21 protein-coding genes and 4 pseudogenes are annotated in these 22,258 nt (G+C 41.5%); 22 read left to right on the top strand and 3 right to left on the bottom strand.

Annotated features, from left to right (window positions below; all coding sequences use genetic code 11):
- Positions 1–119 precede the first annotated feature (119 nt).
- The 3 genes from ACYH0L_RS14525 (at position 120) to yugI (ending at position 2,405) form a co-directional block, all read left to right on the top strand.
- On the top strand, positions 120–620 hold the full coding sequence (locus ACYH0L_RS14525; protein WP_099727112.1) for an Lrp/AsnC family transcriptional regulator: 501 nt from the start codon (positions 120–122) through the stop codon (positions 618–620).
- Entirely contained in the window at positions 621–1,814 is a 1,194-nt protein-coding gene (locus ACYH0L_RS14520) for an aminotransferase (RefSeq protein WP_099727113.1), read from the top strand.
- Between the two features lie 198 nt (positions 1,815–2,012).
- Positions 2,013–2,405, top strand: a complete 393-nt coding sequence (gene yugI, locus ACYH0L_RS14515; RefSeq protein WP_003213420.1) for a S1 domain-containing post-transcriptional regulator GSP13 — start codon at positions 2,013–2,015, stop codon at positions 2,403–2,405.
- 65 nt (positions 2,406–2,470) lie between these two features.
- Here the strand turns inward: yugI and ACYH0L_RS14510 are convergent, their stop codons facing one another.
- Entirely contained in the window at positions 2,471–2,707 is a 237-nt protein-coding gene (locus ACYH0L_RS14510) for a DUF378 domain-containing protein (RefSeq protein ID WP_003212952.1), read from the bottom strand.
- Positions 2,708–2,852: 145 nt separating this feature from the next.
- Here ACYH0L_RS14510 and ACYH0L_RS14505 point away from each other — a divergent pair, with 145 nt between their 5' ends.
- The 5 genes from ACYH0L_RS14505 (at position 2,853) to ACYH0L_RS14485 (ending at position 7,557) form a co-directional block, all read left to right on the top strand.
- Positions 2,853–4,016, top strand: a complete 1,164-nt coding sequence (locus ACYH0L_RS14505; protein ID WP_482354125.1) for an iron-containing alcohol dehydrogenase — start codon at positions 2,853–2,855, stop codon at positions 4,014–4,016.
- A 120-nt stretch (positions 4,017–4,136) separates the two neighbouring features.
- Complete coding sequence (locus ACYH0L_RS14500) at positions 4,137–5,309, top strand: iron-containing alcohol dehydrogenase (protein ID WP_482354124.1); 1,173 nt, start codon at positions 4,137–4,139, stop codon at positions 5,307–5,309.
- Positions 5,310–5,435: 126 nt separating this feature from the next.
- Entirely contained in the window at positions 5,436–6,791 is a 1,356-nt protein-coding gene (locus ACYH0L_RS14495; RefSeq protein WP_230030821.1) for a glucose-6-phosphate isomerase, read from the top strand.
- 116 nt (positions 6,792–6,907) lie between these two features.
- Positions 6,908–7,126, top strand: coding sequence for a spore germination protein (locus tag ACYH0L_RS14490; protein ID WP_099727117.1), 219 nt, complete (start codon positions 6,908–6,910; stop codon positions 7,124–7,126).
- A 29-nt stretch (positions 7,127–7,155) separates the two neighbouring features.
- Positions 7,156–7,557, top strand: a complete 402-nt coding sequence (locus ACYH0L_RS14485) for a YugN-like family protein (protein ID WP_099727118.1) — start codon at positions 7,156–7,158, stop codon at positions 7,555–7,557.
- On the opposite strand, the gene ACYH0L_RS14480 is transcribed toward ACYH0L_RS14485, so the two are convergent.
- Positions 7,554–8,540 carry a potassium channel family protein gene (locus ACYH0L_RS14480; RefSeq protein WP_099727119.1) on the bottom strand — a complete coding sequence of 329 codons (987 nt, stop codon included), beginning with the start codon at positions 8,538–8,540 and terminating at the stop codon, positions 7,554–7,556. The genes ACYH0L_RS14485 and ACYH0L_RS14480 overlap by 4 nt on opposite strands.
- Positions 8,541–8,664: 124 nt before the next feature.
- Between ACYH0L_RS14480 and ACYH0L_RS14475 the strand changes: the two genes are divergently transcribed.
- The 6 genes from ACYH0L_RS14475 to ACYH0L_RS14450 all read left to right on the top strand — a co-directional run bounded on the left by ACYH0L_RS14475 (position 8,665) and on the right by ACYH0L_RS14450 (position 12,838).
- On the top strand, positions 8,665–8,889 hold the full coding sequence (locus ACYH0L_RS14475) for a YuzI family membrane protein (RefSeq protein ID WP_099727120.1): 225 nt from the start codon (positions 8,665–8,667) through the stop codon (positions 8,887–8,889).
- An 81-nt stretch (positions 8,890–8,970) separates the two neighbouring features.
- Positions 8,971–9,645 (top strand): zinc metallopeptidase, encoded by a 675-nt coding sequence (locus ACYH0L_RS14470; protein ID WP_034317468.1) that lies wholly within the window; start codon positions 8,971–8,973, stop codon positions 9,643–9,645.
- A gap of 48 nt (positions 9,646–9,693) precedes the next feature.
- The gene (locus ACYH0L_RS14465; RefSeq protein ID WP_099727121.1) at positions 9,694–10,986 is read left to right on the top strand and encodes a hemolysin family protein; all 1,293 of its coding nucleotides are present in this window, start codon (positions 9,694–9,696) and stop codon (positions 10,984–10,986) included.
- Positions 10,987–11,119: 133 nt separating this feature from the next.
- Positions 11,120–11,521 (top strand): secondary thiamine-phosphate synthase enzyme YjbQ, encoded by a 402-nt coding sequence (locus tag ACYH0L_RS14460; protein WP_482354122.1) that lies wholly within the window; start codon positions 11,120–11,122, stop codon positions 11,519–11,521.
- A 13-nt stretch (positions 11,522–11,534) separates the two neighbouring features.
- On the top strand, positions 11,535–12,566 hold the full coding sequence (locus ACYH0L_RS14455; RefSeq protein WP_482354121.1) for an NAD(P)H-dependent flavin oxidoreductase: 1,032 nt from the start codon (positions 11,535–11,537) through the stop codon (positions 12,564–12,566).
- A gap of 23 nt (positions 12,567–12,589) precedes the next feature.
- Complete coding sequence (locus tag ACYH0L_RS14450) at positions 12,590–12,838, top strand: hypothetical protein (protein WP_099727124.1); 249 nt, start codon at positions 12,590–12,592, stop codon at positions 12,836–12,838.
- A 21-nt stretch (positions 12,839–12,859) separates the two neighbouring features.
- On the opposite strand, the gene ACYH0L_RS14445 is transcribed toward ACYH0L_RS14450, so the two are convergent.
- Positions 12,860–13,600, bottom strand: a complete 741-nt coding sequence (locus tag ACYH0L_RS14445; protein ID WP_099727125.1) for a protein-glutamine gamma-glutamyltransferase — start codon at positions 13,598–13,600, stop codon at positions 12,860–12,862.
- Between the two features lie 156 nt (positions 13,601–13,756).
- Between ACYH0L_RS14445 and ACYH0L_RS14440 the strand changes: the two are divergent.
- The 8 genes and pseudogenes from ACYH0L_RS14440 to ACYH0L_RS14405 form a co-directional block, all read left to right on the top strand.
- Positions 13,757–14,806 (top strand): annotated as a pseudogene (locus ACYH0L_RS14440) (cache domain-containing protein); the annotation flags it as partial.
- Positions 14,798–15,748, top strand: coding sequence for a methyl-accepting chemotaxis protein (locus tag ACYH0L_RS14435; protein ID WP_371930242.1), 951 nt, complete (start codon positions 14,798–14,800; stop codon positions 15,746–15,748). The pseudogene ACYH0L_RS14440 and the gene ACYH0L_RS14435, both read left to right, overlap by 9 nt.
- A 125-nt stretch (positions 15,749–15,873) precedes the next feature.
- A pseudogene (locus ACYH0L_RS14430) lies at positions 15,874–16,920 on the top strand (HAMP domain-containing protein); the annotation flags it as partial.
- Complete coding sequence (locus ACYH0L_RS14425) at positions 16,915–17,865, top strand: methyl-accepting chemotaxis protein (RefSeq protein ID WP_370461115.1); 951 nt, start codon at positions 16,915–16,917, stop codon at positions 17,863–17,865. The pseudogene ACYH0L_RS14430 and the gene ACYH0L_RS14425, both read left to right, overlap by 6 nt.
- 174 nt (positions 17,866–18,039) lie before the next feature.
- Positions 18,040–19,077: pseudogene (locus tag ACYH0L_RS14420) on the top strand (HAMP domain-containing protein); the annotation flags it as partial.
- A complete protein-coding gene (locus ACYH0L_RS14415) occupies positions 19,069–20,016 on the top strand; it encodes a methyl-accepting chemotaxis protein (RefSeq protein ID WP_370461116.1) in 948 nt (315 codons plus the stop codon). The pseudogene ACYH0L_RS14420 and the gene ACYH0L_RS14415, both read left to right, overlap by 9 nt.
- 165 nt (positions 20,017–20,181) lie before the next feature.
- Positions 20,182–21,225: pseudogene (locus ACYH0L_RS14410) on the top strand (HAMP domain-containing protein); the annotation flags it as partial.
- The gene (locus ACYH0L_RS14405) at positions 21,217–22,170 is read left to right on the top strand and encodes a methyl-accepting chemotaxis protein (protein ID WP_370461117.1); all 954 of its coding nucleotides are present in this window, start codon (positions 21,217–21,219) and stop codon (positions 22,168–22,170) included. The pseudogene ACYH0L_RS14410 and the gene ACYH0L_RS14405, both read left to right, overlap by 9 nt.
- Positions 22,171–22,258: the final 88 nt, after the last annotated feature.

Here is a 22,258-nt window from a genome sequence, read left to right as displayed (position 1 = left end):
AAAGTGGATTTCAAGCTACGATTAGAATCTTTTCCCTGCTTAGCATAATGGGAAAAACGTGCTATAATGTTCAGAAGATTTTTTAAAACTAGCTTTTACAATCAGAGGTGTGAAATCAAATGAAACTAACAGAAAAAGAAACTGAAATATTAGAGATTTTAGATGAAAACAGCCGCGCCGATTTAAATACAATTGCGAAAATGGCAGGTGTGACAGCAGAAGAAGCCGAAGCCATTATTCAAAAACTTGAAGATCAAAAAGTCATTATTGATTATTCGACCATGATTGACTGGCGTAAAGTGGATGGTCACGAAGGCGTCACAGCCATGATTGATGTGAAAGTGACACCGAAAAGAGGTGTCGGATTTGATGAAATTGCTGAACGCATTTACAGGTTTCAGGAAGTGGAGTCTGTGTATTTAATGTCAGGTGTATATGATCTATCTGTTGTGATCCGCGGGAGATCCATGTCTGACATTGCCCGCTTCGTATCTGAAAAATTATCGACACTTGATTCCGTTGTTTCAACAACTACCCACTTCATTTTGAAAAGATATAAACATGATGGGAAAGTGTTTGAAACAGGAGACGATGACAAAAGAATCGTGGTGTCTCCTTAAATGAAAAAGTCTTATTTATCTGAAACGGTACAAAGCATTCAGCCGTCAGGTATTCGGAAATTTTTTGATCTCGCAGCCACAATGGAAGGGGTTATTTCCCTTGGTGTCGGCGAACCAGATTTCGTGACAGCTTGGAATGTCAGAGAAGCAAGCATTATGTCATTAGAACAAGGGCTTACCTCTTATACGGCGAATGCAGGTCTGTTATCTTTGCGAAAAGAACTGAGCCACTATTTATATAAGCGGTTTCACATCGATTACAGTCCTGAAGAAGAACTCATTATTACGGTAGGCGGAAGCCAGGCTCTTGATTTGGCCTTTCGCGCAATTTTAAACGGCGGCGATGAAGTGATCATTCCAGAGCCTTGTTTTGTAGCATACGGGGCACTTACGACACTTGCAGGCGGAGTACCTGTCTATTTAAGTACATCGGCTGAAAAAGATTTCAAAGCAGATTCTGCTGATCTTCGCACGAAGCTGACACCGAAAACAAAAGCCATTTTACTGTGCTCTCCATCAAATCCAACAGGATCTGTTTACTCAAAGGAAGAGCTCGAAGATATTGCCCAATTTGCAAAAGAGCATGACCTTTTAATCATCACTGATGAAATTTATGCTGAACTGACGTACGATGAAGCTTTTACAAGCGTTGCGGCGATTCAAGATATGAAGGAAAGAACGATCTTGATTTCAGGCTTTTCAAAAGGATTTGCTATGACAGGCTGGCGCTTAGGATATGTGGCAGCACCACCTGTCCTGCGCGATGCCATGCTGAAAATACATCAATATTCTATGATGTGTGCTCCGGCTATGGCACAATATGCGGCAGAAGAAGCACTGAAAAATGGACTTGAAGATGTAGAGAAAATGAAGAAAAGCTACAGAAGACGCCGTAATTTGTTTGTTGGTTCCCTCAATGAACTAGGACTGACATGTCATCAGCCAAACGGAGCGTTTTACGCTTTCCCATCCATTAAAAGCACGGGCATGACCTCAGAACAATTTGCTGAGGAATTGCTGCTAAGCGAAAAAGTAGCAGTTGTCCCTGGAAATGTATTCGGTCCAAGCGGTGAAGGTCATATTCGCTGTTCATATGCTTCGTCACTCGACCATCTTCAGGAATCACTATCAAGAATCCAGCGCTTCTTGCAGGATAGACAAGTGAAAAAAGAAGCACCGGTCATTTTAAAATAAAAAAAGGCATGAGTCCATATGGATTCATGCCTCTCAAATTAGGGGGGAATACTAGAAAGCATTCTTGTTTTCAGGTATTCCCCCTTTTGATATCATCTAAACCCTTTTAAAAAATATTTTGCGTAACTGGCCGTTCTATGATATAGTTTTTAATTGCGTATAAACGAATATTAAAACATTTATTTAGGAGTTGTTATCATGGCGACAAAGTTTGAAGTAGGCAGTGTTTACACTGGTAAAGTAACAGGATTACAAGCGTATGGTGCGTTTGTTGCATTAGATGAAGAAACTCAAGGACTTGTGCATATTTCTGAAGTAACGCATGGCTTCGTAAAAGACATCAACGAGCATCTTTCAATTGGTGACGAAGTTCAAGTGAAAGTTCTTTCTGTTGATGAAAAAGCTGGTAAAATCAGCCTTTCTATCCGTGCTACACAAGAAGCACCTGAAAGAAAAGAAAGTAAACCAAAGAAACAAAGACCACAGCAAGTGAAAGAAGAAGCTGCTACGCCACAAGGTTTCAATACACTTAAAGATAAACTTGAAGAGTGGATTGAGCAATCTAACCGTAAAGACTTAATCAAGAAATAAAAAAAGCACCGCTTCAAACGGTGCCTTAGGCTGCCTCATGGGCAGCCTTTTTTATGTCTTTTTGTTTAGCGAACCTCTGGATTCGGCTCGTCACGGCGAACAGCTTCTTCGCTTGGCTTGAACAACAGACCAAGGTTAACAAGACCTGCAATTCCAACAAGACCATAAATAATACGTGATAATGCAGAACCTTGTCCGCCAAAGATCGCTGCTACTAAGTCAAATTGAAAAAAGCCGATTAGTCCCCAGTTAATAGCACCGATAATCGTGAGCACGAGGGCAATACGCTGAATAGCACTCATCGTGATTCCTCCTTTCGCTACAGCATCAATACATTTATATTTTGCAGATTTTCAGCCAAACTATGCGTAAGAAAATGGATTAAAAGCAAATTACTTTACTTTTGGAATGAATGAGGCGCATAATGTAGCGCGAGGAGGAGATCACATGGATCGATTTACTTATTGGAACCCAACGAAATTAATGTTTGGAAAGGGAGAAGTTTCAGCCCTTTCAGATGAACTCAAACACTACGGAAAAAACGTATTGCTCGTATATGGTGGAGGCAGTATTAAACGAAACGGCCTTTATGATCAAGTTGTCAGCATTTTAAAAGAATCAGGAGCTGCAATCACTGAACTTGCTGGGGTTGAGCCGAACCCGCGCTTAACAACTGTAAGAAAAGGGGTTGAGCTTTGCAAAGAGAACAACGCTGACTTTATTTTGGCAGTCGGCGGCGGTAGTGTCATTGATGCAACGAAAGCGATCGCAGCCGGAGCGAAGTACGATGGAGATGCTTGGGATATCGTGACGCGTAAGCATGTCCCAATGGAAGCAATTCCGTTCGGTACGGTTTTAACACTTGCTGCAACAGGTTCTGAAATGAACTCTGGATCCGTCATCACAAACTGGGAAACAAATGAGAAATATGGCTGGGGCAGTCCAGCAGTTTTCCCTAAATTCTCTATTCTTGATCCAGTGAACACATTCACTGTGCCAAAAAACCATACGATTTATGGCATGGTTGATATGATGTCACACGTGTTTGAACAATATTTCCATCACACTGAAAATACACCTTATCAAGATCGTATGTGTGAAGGACTTCTACGTACCGTCATTGAAACGGCGCCGAAGTTGATCAACGATCTAGAGAACTATGAGCTGCGTGAAACCATCTTATTCACTGGTACAATTGCACTAAATGGAATGCTTTCAATGGGCGCACGTGGTGACTGGGCATCTCACAATATTGAGCATGCAGTATCTGCTGTCTATGATATTCCTCATGCAGGCGGACTTGCAATCTTGTTCCCGAACTGGATGAAGCATGTCATTCAAGAAAATCCAGCCCGCTTTAAGCAATTAGCGGTGCGCGTATTTGATGTGGACCCTGCGGGCAAAACAGACGAAGAAGTAGGCTTAGAAGGTATCGAAAAACTGTCTGCTTTCTGGACGAGCCTAGGTGCACCAAGCCGTTTAGCTGATTATGATATCAACGATGAGAAAATTGATTTAATTGCAGACCGTGCAATGGCACGCGGTGAATTTGGTCAATTTAAAAAGCTAAACAAAGAAGATGTCCTAGCCATTTTGAACGCTTCTTTATAATTGAACAACAAAAGATAGCTGCTTTCGAGCAGTTATCTTTTTTTGAGTTCGACGTGTACTTATGTTACAGTAGTCTTTCATGTTTTTGGATATATTCGTCATAAGGAGATGTTGTAATAGATGGAGAACTTTATTTACTATAATCCAACGAAATTAATGTTTGGAAAAGGACAACTAGAAGGACTCAAAAGCGAACTTGCTCGTTATGGGAAACGAGTGTTACTTGTATATGGCGGAGGCAGCATTAAGAAAAATGGTCTTTATGACAATGTCATCAGCGCGTTAAATGAAGCAGAAGCTGAAGTATTTGAGCTGTCTGGCGTTGAACCGAACCCTCGCCTCACAACAGTGAAAAAGGGAATCGACATTTGCCAAAAGGAAAAAATTGATTTCTTATTAGCAGTTGGAGGCGGAAGTGTCATCGACTGTACAAAAGCGATTGCAGCTGGAGCAGAGTATGAAGGTGATGTTTGGGATATTATCTCAAAGAAAACAACTGCTCAAAAAGCATTGCCGTTTGGCACAGTGCTGACGCTTGCGGCGACAGGTTCAGAAATGAACCCAGACTCTGTGATCACAAACTGGGAAACGAATCAAAAATATGTGTGGGGCAGTTCAGTAACTCACCCTGCCTTTTCTATTCTAGACCCTGAGCATACGTATTCTGTCCCAGAAAACCAGACTGTTTATGGAATGGTCGATATGATGAGCCATGTCTTCGAGCAATACTTCCATAATGTAAAAAACACGCCTTTACAGGATCGGATGTGTTTTGCTGTTCTTCAAACGGTGATCGAGACAGCACCAAAACTGCTTGAAGACTTACAAAACTATGAGCATCGCGAAACCATTCTTTATGCAGGAACCATTGCTTTAAATGGTACGCTGCAAATGGGCTACTTTGGCGACTGGGCGTCTCATACGATTGAGCATGCTGTATCGGCTGTTTATGACATTCCGCATGCAGGTGGACTTGCGATCCTCTTCCCAAATTGGATGCGCCATACACTCGATCATAATGTGGAACGTTTTAAACATCTCATGCTGAGCATGTTTGACATCGAGACAGAAGGAAAATCAGATCGTGACATCGCATTAGAAGGAATCGATAAGCTGTCAGCCTTCTGGACAAGCCTAGGTGCACCAAGCCGTTTAGCTGATTATGACATTGGTGAAGAGCAACTAGACACAATTGCCGACATTGCAGCGAAAGAAATGGAATACGGTGGTTTTGGTAACTTTATGAAATTAAACCGTGATGACATTCTATCTATTTTGAAAGCCTCTTTATAATTCGGATTGCCGCTTCTCTTCATGAGCAGCGGCTTTTTGCTGCACCAGTGACGATCACTTGATTTCAATAGCTAGTTCCGCTAAAGTGAAAGGGACAGAACTAACGTAATGGAGGGCTTACAAGCGATGACACATATTCAATTTGACTACTCGAAAGCGTTACCTTTCTTTCAAGAACATGAGCTTACATATTTAAAAGATTTTGTGAAGGTAGCCCATCATAATATTCATGAGCAAACGGGTGCAGGCAGTGATTATTTAGGCTGGGTTGACTTGCCTAAGCAATATGATCGCGAAGAATTTGCCCGTATTAAAAAAAGTGCAGAAAAGATTAAGTCTGATTCTGATGTTTTACTCGTTGTAGGAATCGGCGGCTCTTATCTTGGCGCACGTGCGGCGATTGAATTTTTGAACCATTCTTTCTATAACACTTTACCAAAAGGCAAACGCAAGACACCGCAAATCATTTTCATTGGTAACAACATCAGTTCTTCTTATTTAACAGATGTGATGGATCTGCTGGAAGATGCAGACTTCTCCGTTAACGTAATCTCAAAATCTGGAACAACAACAGAGCCAGCCATTGCGTTCCGCATCTTTAAAAAGCTCCTCATTGAGAAATATGGTGCTGAAGAAGCGAAAAAACGTATTTATGCGACAACTGACAAAGCACGCGGGGCACTCAAAACATTAGCAAACGAAGAAGGCTATGAATCATTTATCATCCCTGATGATGTAGGTGGGCGTTATTCCGTTTTAACGGCAGTTGGTCTATTGCCAATCGCTGTGAGTGGAGCAGACATTGATCAAATGATGGAAGGTGCTGCGAAAGCAAGCGAAGACTTCGCTTCATCTGAGCTGTCAGAAAATGCGGCTTATCAATATGCTGTAGTCCGTAATGTCCTTTACAATAAAGGCAGAACAATTGAAATGCTGATTAACTATGAGCCAGGCCTACAATATTTCGCAGAATGGTGGAAGCAATTATTCGGCGAAAGTGAAGGGAAAGATGAAAAAGGGATCTATCCTTCTTCTGCCAACTTCTCAACCGATCTTCATTCACTTGGTCAATATGTGCAAGAGGGAAGAAGAGACTTGTTTGAAACAATCGTGAATGTAGACAAGCCTCGACATGAGCTTGTAATTGAAACAGAAGAACAAGACCTTGATGGCTTAAACTATCTAGCAGGAAAAACGGTCGATTTCGTCAATAAAAAAGCATTTGAAGGGACAATGCTTGCCCATACTGATGGGAAAGTACCGAACCTGATTGTCACCATTCCTGAGATGGATGCTTATACATTCGGATATCTCGTGTACTTCTTCGAGAAAGCATGTGCGATGTCTGGTTATTTACTAGGCGTCAACCCATTCGATCAGCCTGGTGTAGAAGCTTATAAAGTGAATATGTTTGCTTTATTAGGAAAACCGGGCTTCGAAGAGAAAAAGGCAGAGCTTGAAAGTCGTCTAAAACAATCATAAGAACGACAAGGGACACCTTTTGATAAAGGTGTGCCTTTTTTGTTTTCTTATGGTTCATGTGTAAGCTTCCCCATGCTTTGTACATAGAATAATGAGTGGAGGAGAGTGAAGAATCGATGAGAACGAATCATATTTATATTCACGATATTTCTGGTCAGGCGATCGTCAACTTTGGCAATGTTGGACGCATTTGTCCGATGAGTGCTGTGAAGGATACAGAAGGCGCTGGCAGTGCGAATGAGACCAATCCATCTTTCAATCAAAGCTTATTCGATGCCGCTTTTACAAACAATGTGCAAATGACGAAAGGAAGATGCATGAATTCCTCTCTTTAACGAACCCTAAGCAAAAAGGAGGGTTTCGTATGATTCATGTACCATCCAGGCTGACTGGTGAAAGCTTTTCACTATATCATTTGGAAGAAACCATGAAGCCGCTCGGCTACGTCATTAATGGCAATTGGGATTATGATCACGGGTATTTTGATTATAAAATTGATAACCGTGATGGCTATACCTTTCTCAGAGTTCCTTTTACAGCCGAGAAAGGACAGCTGGATCAGCCAGGTGTTGTGGTGAAAGTGGGACATCCATTTCTCTTAAAGCATGTATATCAAGACAAATTAGATGACCATGCGATGGTTGGAAATGTGGGAGCATCCTTTAACCAATTCCAAGAACCAAAAGAGAAAGATGGAGATGTGTCTAAAGCTTATACCGAAGTTGGCTTTTCACTCGTCAAGGAATTAGAAGATGCACTGCTTTAAAGGCTGATCAGCTCATCCTCTGGATGAAGCTCATATCCAAAGGGAGGATTCATCATGGGTCCTTCTTTTTTTTGTACGCCTACGATGATCACATGATGCTCTAGAAAGTGATGGAGCACTGTTAAGAACGTTTCTCCCGCTAATGAAGCTGGTACAGGAATGATGGTGACATGTTTATGCAGTGTCATATTTCGTTTTTTCTTTAACGTCATGAGCTGTTCCTTTAAAAGAAAATGTTCGACCATTAAATGATTCACAGCATCAGATGTATGGATGACTTGATTGGCTCCAGCACGCTCGGCATTTTTCACGTAACGATCTGTTAAAATCTCAATTAGGCAGTATAACGAAGGATTTAATCCTTTTGCTGCGAGCAATGTTAAGACACTCTGCATATCGGCTGTCAATTCATTTTCATGCTGATCTGCGGTAATCATGAGTGTATCTGCGCCTGTAATATTGGCTTTGCGAAGTGTGACATCTTCCGTACCATGTCCTTTAATAAAATGAACATTTTCTAAAAGAGGCCCTTCCTTCAAGGAGTCATCAATCAGTACAATCGGCATGGCTGGATCAATCGTTTGAAACGATTGAAGCAGTTTGCTCGTTTTCTCATTCCAGCCGACGATAATCAGGTGCCCTTTTCCCTTAAAAGTAACTTTCCCCTCTACATAATGGTGCTGCTTGCTAAACACAGCGGCAGCAAGCGTGGCGAAGTAAGCCGTGACAAAGCTTGCACCGATAAAAATGAGAGCCATACCAGCCACTTGTCCAGGCATGGTTTGCGGCACAAAATCACCGTATCCAACAGTAGAGATAGTAATGAGCGCCCACCAGATCCCATCAAAGATCGTATGGTACTGCTTTGGTTCAACTAAAACGATTAATTGACCAAAAAAGAGAAGTATGAAACAAATGATGATGGCAATGCGAAGATAAAGAGGCCACCTTAGCCAAGCGATAAAGATACGGTTTGATTTCATCGGACTCTTCCTTTCAGGAGACTGCTAATGTCAGTATGCCCGATTGAGGAACATTTTTTCATCTTCGTCATGTATTGAAATAGATCCCATATCTTAAAATAAGAGAGGAGAAGGAGGGATTCGAATGTCGTTCGTTCAAAAGACCGTACTTCTTTTTATCGGCGCCCACTTTTTGTCATCTGCTGTGATCTTGCTTGTGTTTGACTTAAATGCTGTGAATCATTTCATGAATGATTTCTCGTGGCTGCGTTTTTTTCAAGACCTATACGGAACGGTGACCTTTTATACAGCATGCTTAGGTGTGTTCTTCTTTTTCATTGGCGCTGTCCTCCCCCTTAAAAAGACCTAGTGCTTTTTGCTGTACACGTTACATAAAAGTCATTAAAATTGTAAATAAATATATAAAATAAAAAGGAAGCTGATGAGCATGCTGTTTTTTTATTTTTTAACATTTGCCGCATTGGGATTGTCATTTTGGGCACAATTTAAAGTGAAGAATAATTTTGAAAAGTATTCAAAGGTCGAGGCAGCCAGTATGAAAACAGGCGCTGAAACCGCTCGATATATTTTAGATCGCAACGGGTTATACGACGTGCCTGTTGAACCGGTAAGAGGAACTTTGACTGATCATTACGACCCGACGCAGCGTGTGGTTCGTTTATCTGAACCAGTGTACTACGGCCATTCGATTTCGGCCATTTCAGTCGCATCACACGAGGTCGGACATGCCTTGCAGCATCAGGAATCCTATGGTGCGCTTGTCTTGAGACATAAGATATTCCCTGTCGTGAACTTTGCATCTGGTGTTGCCCCGCTTTTATTTCTGGGTGGATTATTGCTAGGCAGCCTTAACTTAATCGGGCTTGGGATCATTTTGTTCTCAGCGGCTGTGTTCTTTCAGCTTGTCACATTGCCTGTCGAGTTTAATGCAAGTTCTCGTGCAAAAGATATCATTGTTTCAGAAGGAATCATTAGAAGCAGTGAAGAAAGAGGTGTGAACAAGGTATTAAATGCTGCAGCTCTAACGTACGTAGCAGCAGCTCTTGTCTCCCTGTTTGAATTGCTTCGTTTTGTAATGATCTTCCTAAATGGCCGTAATGATTAATTGACGCCAGAGGAGGTGAGCCCTTACCAATGTTAGGTAAGGGTTTTTTTGTACATTTTAAACGTATTTTTAGTCATATTACTCATTGCTGCGACAGCATTTTTTGTTGTCACTGAATTTGCGATTGTGAAAATTAGAGGCTCCAAAATCAATCAGCTGATCGAAAGCGGTGATAAGAGAGCCATCCATGTTCAAAAACTCATTTCAAATCTCGACGAATATTTATCCGCTTGTCAGCTGGGGATTACCATCACTGCATTAGGCTTAGGGTGGTTAGGAGAGCCGACGGTGGAGCATTTCCTGCATCCGCTTTTTGAAAAATTAGAGCTTCATTCCGCATTGACAGACATCTTATCGTTTATCATCGCATTTGTGATCATTACGTTTTTACATGTCGTCGTTGGAGAACTGGCGCCTAAAACGATTGCCATTCAAAAGGCAGAGGCCGTCAGTCTTGTGACAGCAAAACCACTGATTTTTTTCTATAAAGTCATGTACCCGTTTATTAAAGCATTAAATGGGGCTGCGCGAGGCATTGTGAAATTATTTGGTTTTCATTCTGTCAAAGAACATGAAGTGGCGATTAGTGAGGAAGAATTGCGTCTCATTTTATCTGAAAGCTACGAGAAGGGCGAGATCAACCAATCTGAATATAAATATGTGAATAAAATATTTGAATTTGATAACCGAGTGGCGAGAGAGATCATGATTCCTCGCACAGAAATCTCAGCCATCGACATTGAGCAGACGCTTGAGGATATCACGCATTATATGCTGAACGAAAGGTACACACGCTATCCTGTCATCAAAGAAGACAAAGATCACGTGATTGGTGTCATCAACAGCAAAGATGTATTTAAAGCAAGCTTCCTGAATCAAGAGGTTTCCATTGAAGACTTAATGCGTCCGGTGATTCGGGTGATTGAAAGTACCCCTGTTCAAGAATTGCTTATTTTGATGCAAAAGGAACGGATCCATATGTCGATGCTTGTAGACGAATACGGCGGAACAGCGGGACTCGTCACAGTAGAAGACATATTAGAGGAAATTGTGGGAGAGATTCGGGACGAATATGACCAGGATGAGACTCCGCATATTGTCAAAAAAGGGGACTTCCACTATGTGATGGATGGGAAAGCCTTGATTGATGAAGTAAACGATTTATTGGATTTAGCCATTGAAAATGATGATGTCGATACGATTGCTGGCTGGATGATGACGCATAAATTCGATATTGAGATTGGAGATACGATTGAAGCAGAAGGCTGTGAATTTAAAATCTTAGAGGCAGAAGACCATCATATTCGTACCATTGAAATAAAAAAGATTCACTTTTTCTAAAAACCTCGGAGCTCTTGACGAGGTTTTTTTGCTTGGTAAACTTTAGGTGAGGGGATCGTCTGCCTATTGTCAGAGATTTGTTTCACATAAAAAGGGTATGGTTTTATAGAAATGACAAAAAGGAGCAGCTCATATGAAAAAAATCGATTTACAAACAGACAGACGCGATGACATGATAGACGTCACGCACGAAGTCCATCAATATGTCCGGGAAACCGGCATCCAAAACGGAACCGTCATTGTCTATTGTCCACATACGACAGCAGGGATCACTATTAATGAAAATGCGGACCCAGATGTCAAACGAGATATGCTGCGCCGGCTTGACGAAGTCTTTCAGTGGGAACATCCAAAGGATCGGCACATGGAAGGAAATACAGCAGCACACATGAAAGCCAGTTATATGGGCGCATCTCAGCATGTTCTCATCAATTACGGTGATCTTGTGCTTGGAACATGGCAGGGAATATATTTCTGTGAGTTTGACGGGCCAAGGCATCGGCATTTTTATGTTCAGGTGTCATCAAACAAGTGAGGTGGGGAAATAGATGGGGGAATTCACAGCGTTACTTCAAATCAAACATGGGATCATCCAGGCGCCAATGGCAGGAGGCGCCGTGACGCCGCAGCTCGCAGCAGCTGTTTCGCAGTATGGGGGGCTTGGCAGCTTAGCAAGTGGTTATGTGCAGCCTGAAAACATGAGACAGCATATCAGACAGATCAAACAGCTCACATCCCGTCCATTTCAGGTCAATGTCTTTGTGCCAGAACCAATTCCAGATATAAAACAAGAGGATGTGGCATTTTGGAAAAAGCGGCTGCCTGTATTACCAAAAACGCATATGATGCCTAGCGAAGAGGAATTATGGGGTGATTTTGAACAGAAAATCAACATTCTTCAAGAAGAAGATGTGCCAATCCTTTCATTTACATTCGCCTGTCCAGATGAACAAACGATTCATCGCTTAAAACAAAAGGGGATCTTTTTAATCGGAACGGCCACAACAAAAGAGGAAGCACTGCTTTTAGAGGAAAAAGGAATGGATGCCATTGTCCTGCAAGGAAGTGAAGCAGGGGGACACCGCGGCACCTTTTTACCATCAAAAGGAGATGCCTTGCAGGGATTGATCAGTCTGATTTCTGACGTCAAACAGATATGTCATGTGCCTCTGATCGCCGCAGGGGGCATCACGAATCGAGCAGGTGTGAAAGCAGCCCTGGAGCTTGGAGCGGATGCCGTTCAAATCGGTACACGATTTTTAGCCAGTCAGGAAAGCGCTGCAGCGGAAGTGTACAAAAAGGCCATTTTACAGGCAGAAGGCAGTGAAACAAAGGTCACAAGGCTTTTTTCTGGGAAAAGAGCAAGAGGCATTGTGAATCAGTGGATGGAGGCAGAAAAGCCGCATGAAGATAAGGTTCTTCCCTATCCAGTACAGCATGGATGGACAACGCCTATGCGAAAAGCGGCAGCCGCTGCGGGAAACCCTGAGCAAATGGCTCTTTGGGCAGGACAGGGCGTTGGCCGCATTCATTCAATTTTAACCGTTGAAGACATCATGCACGAACTCACGCAGACATAAATTCATGAGGGGGGTGTGACAGGATAGACATCTTAAAACATTCGTACCGGAAAAAAGGACAAATCGAATTTGTATTTGATGATTTTCCGCACTCTCCTGCCGTCCTTACCCCCATTCGTCATTACTATTTTGCTCGTTACGTGAAATGGAGCCGCCACGACCCTCCGGTCACAAGAAACGATCTAGAAGAAATGGAGATCCTTGCGAACACGATGCTTGGCACGCTCCAAGATTATCGCAAACGCAAGGCATACAAAGGCCCCTTGTCATAACCAATAGACAAGAGGCCTTTTTTAGCTGCCGAACATTTGCCTGAGATAGATGACATCCATCCGGGTGGTCTGCGGCAATAAATAAGCGGATTGAACAGCACCTGGCCGCCTTCTGTTGTTTAATTTGTCGATCATTTCTGCTGCTGTTAAAATGCCAAGCCCATGTCCGTAATATTGATCTTCTCCTAAGTAAATGACATTTTCCCCGCGCCATTGTGACTGCTGATAGCTAAACTCCGGATTCTCGAAATATAAACAATCTCCGTAAATAAAGTCATTTCCACGTTCTGTATAAATCGACAATGTATCATAATGCCAGTCATACAGTGTTAAACTTCGAAGCCTTCGATTGAACTTCTCGTCTCCTACCGTTTGCAGGACCCCCATATAAAATACAATGACTATCGCCGTTGCACATTCAAACGCATATTTTGAGCCATTTTCAAAAATGTCTTTGATCCCTCTAGATGGTTCAACTTGATAGCGCAGTTCTAGTGCTCCTGCCTCTGATACACGCCAAAATGCGTCATTTGCACGAGACCTTTGAAAGACGGCAAATGAGGCACCACTTTTATGCAAATCTCTTGCGGCATTCATAATGTTCGATCTTAAGGTCACCTCAAATAACAAATCTGATGCTTGCCTATAGCGGAACGTATCATTTGAAGCTTGTAACTGCATCAAAATGATTCGCTTTTGTCCCTCTAGCTGAAACGATGCCAGCTGATCATTTGTCACTGGCTGTCCTGAAAGGATAATCATATGAAAATCGCCCCCTTTTGTATTAGCGTATGCGCGATGCTTGGGCAAGGAATCAATTAGTGAAAATAAACAAAAAGGCATCCTTTTTATTTGAAAAACATGAAAATAATATGAAGTTGTCCGATATAAAACATAACGTTTAAAAGGAGGAAAACCATGAAAAGTGCAATAAAATGGTTGAAAAAACCATCGATTTCAAAGAGACTGATTATTTCATTCACACTTGTTCTCGTCTTACCAATCATTACACTAAGTGCGATTTCATATCAGATTGCCAAACAAGAATTAGATCATGAAATCATGTACGGAGCGAATGCAAGAGTCAATGAGCTGAATGACTTGATCGAGCAAAAGCTTTTGAACAAAGAAAACGCGGTGAAACTCTTTACCGAAACGTCCACTGCAAACGACTTTAAAAAGAAAAACCAGCATGAACTTTATGAGCATTTTGAGATATACAGCAAAATCAATGAAGAAGACGTAGTTGGTTTTTATGCAGCAAGTAAAAAGCGTGATTTCGTTCAGTTTCCTAAAGTAGATATGCCAAAAGGCTATGATCCAACAACACGCGATTGGTATCAACAAGCAATGCAGGATGAAAAAGGTGAACCTGTTGTCACCAATCCATACATCTCTGCTACAACAAATGGCATGGTTGTCACGATCGCTCAGCGCCTGAAGGACGGGTCGGGAGCCATCGGGATCGATATCGATGTTCAGGACATTGTTGATAAAATAAAGGAAATTAAAATTGGACGAGAAGGTTATCCAATTATTGCAAATAAAAACAAACAAATTGTGGCTCATCCAGAAGAAAAATCAGGCTCTAAGGTCACAGGAAATATTTCATCTATCCTTTACAGCGGCAAAGAAGGAAATGCAACTTATGAGAATAAAGGAGAGCAAAAGCGTCTCGTTTTTGTCACGAATGATTTAACAGGTTGGAAAATTGCTGGAACGATGTTTGTATCAGAAACAGAAGAAGCAGCACTGCCAGTTTGGAATTCTGCCATTATTCTTTTAATTTCTTCATTTATCCTTGGCGGCATCGCAATCTTCTTCATCGTTCGCTCCATCACAATTGGGCTTAGAAAGCTGGTTGATTTCTCAAACAAAGTGAGTGAAGGCGATTTAACCGAAACTCTTGAAACCAAATCGAAGGATGAAATAGGGGATCTGACAAGAAGCTTTAGCAAGATGAGTGAATCCCTTCGCGAAGTCATCCGAGCTGTACAACATTCTGTCGACAATGTGGCTTCTGCTTCAGAGGAGCTGACCGCAAGTGCCAGCCAAACGAGTCAAGCAACAGAGCATATCACGATGTCGATTGAACAATTTTCAAATGGAAATGAAGCGCAAAACGAGAAATTCGAATCTAGTACGAATCAGCTTGTGGCGATGAATGAAGGATTACAAGGCATGTCACATACCTCATCAGAAGTGGCTGCTGTCTCACTTCAATCGACAGAGGCTGCTGGTCAAGGCGGCCGCATTGTTGAAAGCACAGCCAACCAAATGAAACATATCGATACATCTGTACAAGAAGCAGAACAAGTCATGAAAGAATTAGAATACAAATCTAAAGATATTACGAGTATTTTAAATGTGATTAACGGCATTGCGGATCAAACGAATTTACTTGCGCTTAATGCAGCAATCGAAGCAGCAAGAGCAGGTGAATCGGGGCGCGGCTTCTCCGTCGTTGCAGAGGAAGTGAGAAAACTAGCTGTCCAATCCGCAGATTCAGCGAAAGAAATTGAAAAGCTGATCCAAGAAATTGTGTTAGAAATTGCTAAATCTCAAGATATGTTCAAAACGGTCAATCGAGAAGTAAATGCAGGACTCGGCATGACAGAAGAGGCAAAAGAAAGCTTCCAGAACATTTATGAGGCGGCAGAAGGAATGTCGAAAAAACTGACCCAATTAAACGATACGGCGATTGACCTATCGAGCGGTTCAAAGCTTGTGTCACAAGCCATGCAGGAGATTCGTCAAGTCTCAAGGGAAAGCGGAGCGAACATTCAAGACATTGCTGCTTCTGCTGAACAGCAGCTGGCATCTATGGAAGAAATTACGTCCTCTTCTGTGACACTTGCAAATATGGCAGAGGAACTAAAAGAGTTAACAAGTCAATTTAAAATCAATTAAAAAACGATAAAAAAATATCCAGAATTGTCTGGGTATTTTTTTTATTTTTAAACGTCATTTCCAGTCTCTAAAAATATACCTTTTATCCGATAATAACTTTAGAGAAGTAAAGGGGGAAAGATAAAATGGGAAAAATGATCCAATGGTTCAAAAAACCATCCATTTCAAAAAAATTAATCATTGCCTTTTTGGTAGTCCTTATCCTACCAACCGTCGCACTGACAATTAGTGCGTTTTTCACATCAAAGACAGAGCTAGACAAACAGATTATGGGCAGTGCTATGAGTCAGGTCAATGCATTTGATACTTTAATCAATGAGAATATTGGAAACAAAGCAGATGCTGTGACACTGTTTACAGACTCTCTCAAAGCTTCTAATCTTCAAGAAAAAAATAGAAATGCGACCATTAAAGAATTGCAGCAATATGGAAAAATTAATGAAAAAGATGTTTCTGCTATCTATGCAGGCTCTGAAAAGGGATTGTTCATGCAATACCCAGTTCAAAAGATGCCTGATGGCTACGATCCAAGAGAGCGGCCATGGTATCAAGAGGCGCTCAATGCAGAAAGCGGCAAACAAGTCATCACAAAACCATACGTAGCAGCATCCACAGGTAAAATGGTCATCACCATTGCTCAAAAAATGAAAGATGGTTCAGGTGTCATCGGGCTTGATATGGAAATTGACAGCCTGCTTCAAAAATTAAAAGAAATCAAAATTGGACAAAAAGGCTATGCCTTCATCATGGAAAAGGATAAAACCGTTCTAGCAGATCCAACCCAAAAGCCAGGAAGTCAAGTCAACGAAAATCTAGCGAATATTATTTTTAAAAACAAAGAAGGAAGCGGCAGCTACTCGCTCAAAGGAACAGATAAAAAGGTTGCGTATGTGACCAATGAATTAACCGGCTGGAAAATCGGTGGAACGATGCTCGTATCAGAGGTAGAAGATGCGGCAAAGCCAGTTTTCCATACAGCCATTATCGTGTTCAGTGTGACACTTATCGTAGCAGGAACCCTCATCTTCTTTATCGTCCGCTCTATATCAAAGAGATTATCCAACCTTGCCCGCTTCTCGAAAAAAGTCAGCAATGGTGATTTGCGTGATAAGCTTAAGATCCAATCAGATGACGAAATTGGACAAGTTGGTAAAGGCTTTAATACGATGATTGACTCATTAAGATCACTCATTGGTGCTGTTCAAACCTCAGTCGAAAATGTCGCTTCTTCATCAGAAGAACTGACCGCCAGCGCAGGACAAACAAGTAAAGCAACAGAGCATATCACATTAGCCATTGAACAATTCTCCAGCGGAAATGAAAGCCAAAATGATAAAGTGGAATTGAGCTCAGACGAGTTAGAGGAAATGAACCGAGGCCTTCAGCACATGAATGAATCTGCTGAATCGATTACCGCTTCATCGATCAAATCAACAGATATCGCAGGGGAAGGCGGACAGCTTGTTGAAAAAACTGCTTCTCAAATGAATGTCATTGATCAGTCAGTGAAAAAAGCAGAGAATGTCATTAGTGCACTGGAAAGTAAATCAAAAGACATTACACAAATTCTCGGTGTCATCAATGGAATCGCCGATCAAACGAATTTACTTGCACTAAATGCAGCGATTGAGGCAGCAAGAGCTGGGGAATCCGGTCGAGGCTTCTCCGTTGTAGCAGAGGAAGTAAGGAAACTTGCTGTTCAATCTGCCAATTCAGCGAAAGAAATAGAGAATTTGATCAAAGAAATTGTTCAAGACATCGATGTATCACAGGAAGTATTCACTGCGGTGAATCGAGAAGTTCAATCAGGCTTAAGCTTCACTGAACAAACGAGAGGAAGCTTCCACAATATTTTCGAAATGACAAAAGAAATTTCAGATCAGCTTCAAACGATGAATCAAACAGTGGTCCAGCTTTCAAAGGGCTCTGCACATGTTTCAGAGGCTGTCCGTGAGATCGCAGACGTATCACGAGAAAGCTCCGCAAATATTCAAGACATTGCCGCCTCAGCAGAAGAGCAACTGGCGTCAATGGAAGAAATCAGCTCGTCCTCTGCCACACTCTCTTCTATGGCAGAAGAATTGCGTGATTTGATTAGCAAATTTAAAGTCGAATAGACATGATGAAAAGAGCCTCCAGCTAGGAGGCTTTTTTAAATTGAATAAACCAAAAGAAATAGGCTATTATACTTATTTTGATGTTTTTCGGAACATTAGACCTTGAAAATTGATTCATATTACCTAAGAATGGAGGAGGAAGATCACAAATCATAAATCAAAAGGAGTAGGGTAATGAAAAAAATCAACTTTTTTAAGCACTTGACGATGTCGAAGAAATTAATTACTGCATTCTTAGCGATTCTCCTAGTGCCAATTCTCGTATTGGCAGCATTTTCTTATGAGGTGGCATCCAAGTCTCTCAATGATGAGATTATGTCTAGTGCTGCAAATAGTGTTAAGCAATTAAACGAACTCATTAATAAAGATGTACAGCCTAAAATTGACATTGTGTCATACTTATCCAAATCGGTGAAAAAGAATGAATTGGCCTCTAAAAACAAAGATTTACTCAAGGTGAAATTAGAGCAACTATCGGAAACTGATGAAGATGTGGTGGAAGTATTTGTTGCAGATCAAAATGGTAAACTAACAGAATATTCCAAGATCCATAAAGGCAGTGCAAAGAGCATCAAAAATGAGCCATGGTTTCAACAATCGATGGGAGATGAGAAACCCATCATTTCAGATCCTTTTATAGATAAGTCATCTGATGACCTGCTCATTACAATATCAGAACAATTAGCAGATGGTTCTGGTGTGATTGGGGTCAATATGCGATTGAACACTGTCGTAAAAGATACAAACAGCATCAAAATTGGCCAAGAAGGCTATGCCTTTGTCGCCACGTCAGATAAGCGTTATGTTGCCCATAAAACGGACAAGGCCGGGACAAAATTGACAGGTGATTTCACCGCAAAAATGTATGACAAAAAAGAAGGCAGTTTTGAATATGAATACAACGGACAGCCGAAGCAAATGTTTTTTGATACAAATGAAGCGACAGGCTGGAAGATTGCCGGGACGATGTATGTCAACGAAGTAAAGGAAGCCGCACAGCCAGTGCTCGACTTAACAATGATCATACTTGCAGCTGCAATTGTCGTAGGCGGAATGGCGATTTATTTTATTATTAAATCCATTCGAAAACCACTGATAGAGCTCTCTGAATCGGCTGAGAAAATCAGTCAGGGAGACCTTACCCAGCATATTGAGGTACGTACTCACGATGAAATCGGCAAGCTTGCGCAGAGCTTTAATGATATGTCTGCAAAGCTGAAACAAGTCATCCAAGCCGTCCAGAATTCAATTGAAAATGTGGCGGCCTCATCTGAAGAATTAACGGCAAGTGCGGGACAGACAGCCCAAGCGACCGAGCATATTACATCATCTATTGAACAGTTCTCAAACAGCACTGAACATCAAAATGATATGATTGAAAAAAGCTCAGTCCAGCTCAACGAAATGGATCGCAGCTTATCGCACATGGTCGACACCACCTCTCATATGAGGGAATCGTCGATCGAATCTAGCAAAACCGCTCAGGCTGGTGGAGAACTCGTTCAAAAAACAGCAGGTCAAATGCAGACGATTGAGCAGGCAGTGAAAGAAGCAGAGCTTGTCATTGCAGGCTTAGAGCAGAAATCAAAGGACATTACAAACATTCTAGGTGTCATCAACGGCATCGCAGACCAAACGAACCTTCTTGCCTTAAATGCAGCGATAGAAGCCGCACGAGCAGGTGAGGCAGGCAGAGGCTTCTCTGTTGTCGCAGAAGAAGTTCGCAAGCTGGCAGAGCAATCAGGAAGCTCTTCAAAAGAAATTGAAAGCCTGACGAACGAGATTGTAGAGGAAATTGAAAAATCACAAAAAATGTTTAAACAAGTAGCGGGTGAAGTTCAGTCTGGATTAAACATGACAGATGAAACAAAAGTGAGTTTTGAGAAAATCACCCATAAAACATCTGAATTGACTGAACAAATGAAACAAATGAACGGATCAGCCAAAGAGCTTTCACATGGCTCGAACGATATTTCACATGCGGTCAATCAGATCAAAGAGCTTTCACGAGAAAGCTCTGCAGGCTTCCAAGATATTGCGGCTTCTGCAGAAGAACAGCTGGCATCAATGGAAGAAATCAGCTCATCCTCTGCCACTTTATCACAGATGGCAGAAGAATTAAGAGAGCTCATTAAACAATTTAAAATGTAAGAGATGTAGTGAAACACCTGACGTTTTGGCGTCAGGTGTTTTTCCTTTCACTGCATATAAATTGGGTATTTTGGACTTATTTAGATTTTAATAAGTTAAAAAAGTAAACAACCTAGTAGTACTTCCGATATATATACTATCTTACTAAAAGGAGTTTTCTTTTTTATGAAATTCATACAGTATTTCCGAAAGCCATCTATTTCAAAAAAGCTCGTATTCTCTTTCTTATTTATTCTCTTATGCCCAATCATTGTATTGGCATACTCGTCATATCATACTGCGAGCACCTCCTTAAATGATCAAATCATGCAAAGCGCAAAGGAAAATGTAGAGCAGCTAGATAAAAATATTACGAAGGTTGTGAAAGTGAAAACAGACGCGGCCGATTTCTTTAGTCAATGGATCACAAAGAAAAAACTCAAGCAAAAAGGAACGACTGATATTCAAGGACGCTTTGAGCAGTTCATGAGTATGAATGATGACACAGAAGGCATTTTTGTCGCTTCAAGTGATGGCAAAGTATTTTCAAGATATCCTCATAAAAAAATGCCTGCTGACTATGTCGCAACTGAGCGAGATTGGTATAAAGATGGCTGGGCAAAAAACGGTGAGCTGTCTGTTTCAGCTCCGTATCCAACCGCATCCACCGGTACTCTTGTTGTGACCATCTCTAAAAAACTAGAGGACGGATCAGGTGTCATCGCGATGAACCTAGACATTGCGAATCTAGTAAAAGAGTCAAATAGTATTAACATTGGTAAACAAGGCTATGCCTTTATCGGAAGCCCTGATCGTACCTTTGTTGCCCATCCAACGAAAAAAGCTGGGTCCAAATTATCTGGTGAGTGGTTAGAAAAACTCTATTCACAAGATAAAGGATCTATGAGTTATATGTTTGAAGGAAAAGAAAAGCAAATGGAGTTCACCACAAATAAGGCAACTGGCTGGAAGATTGTCGGTACAATGTTTGTAAGTGAAGTAGAAGAAGCTGCGCAGCCAGTCTTTAACATGGCCACCATTATTTTAGCCGGCGCCCTCATCATTGGCGGTATTCTTATCTTCTTTATCATCCGTTCGATTACAAAACCACTTTCCATGCTTGTCTCATCTTCGAAGAAGATCAGTGAGGGAGATTTGACAGAAAAAATTGACGTCAGGTCACAAGATGAAATTGGACAGCTTGGCACAAGCTTTAATGAAATGAGTGAGTCACTAAGAGATGTCATTCAAGCCGTACAAACATCTGTTGAAAACGTGGCTTCATCATCTGAAGAACTGACGGCAAGCGCAGGTCAAACAACAAAGGCAACAGAACATATTACATCATCTATTGAAACATTCTCAAACGGCAACGAAAATCAAAGCGAAATGGTTGAACAAAGTGCGGCCCATTTGAAACAAATGAATGAAGGACTGAACGAAGTCGCACAAACCTCTGATGTGATCACGGCGTCATCTGTTCAATCAAAAACAGTAGCGGAAACAGGCGGACAGCTTGTGGAGCAAACAGTTGGCCAAATGAAAACAATCGACCATTCAGTGAAAGAAGCTGAAGGTGTGATCAACGGACTAGAGCATAAATCAAAAGATATCACAAACATCCTAGGTGTGATTAACGGCATTGCAGATCAAACGAATTTACTCGCACTTAATGCAGCCATCGAAGCAGCACGTGCAGGCGAGTCAGGCAGAGGCTTCTCGGTTGTCGCAGAAGAAGTACGTAAACTAGCGGTTCAATCATCAGATTCAGCAAAAGAGATTGAAAAGCTCGTGAAAGAAATTGTATCTGAAATTGAAACATCTCAAAATATGTTCAAATCGGTGAATGAAGAAGTGAAAAATGGTCTTTCTATTACAGACCAAACGAAAGAAAGCTTCTCACAAATTAACCAGCAAACAGCGGAAATCGCAACAAGAATTAATGAAATGAATACAACGGTACGCGAGCTTTCAAAAGGATCTGAGCAAATTTCTCGAGCAGTCAATGACATTGCAGATGTATCGAGAGAGAGTTCAGCAAGCATCCAGGATATCGCGGCATCTGCTGAAGAGCAGCTCGCTTCTATGGAAGAGATTAGTTCTTCCTCTACGACTCTTTCCCAAATGGCGGAAGAGCTGCGAGATTTAATTAAAAAATTCAAGATCAATGAATAATGAAAGTGGTTCTCCTCAAGGGGAACCGCTTTTCTTTTTAAGAGATGATCTCGTACAATAGAGGAAATCGGAAGAAAAGGAGAGATGT

The organism is Bacillus sp. MC1252, from assembly GCF_056838025.1.
Note: the sequence above shows the minus strand (reverse complement) of the source record. Positions and strands in the feature narration are given on the sequence as shown.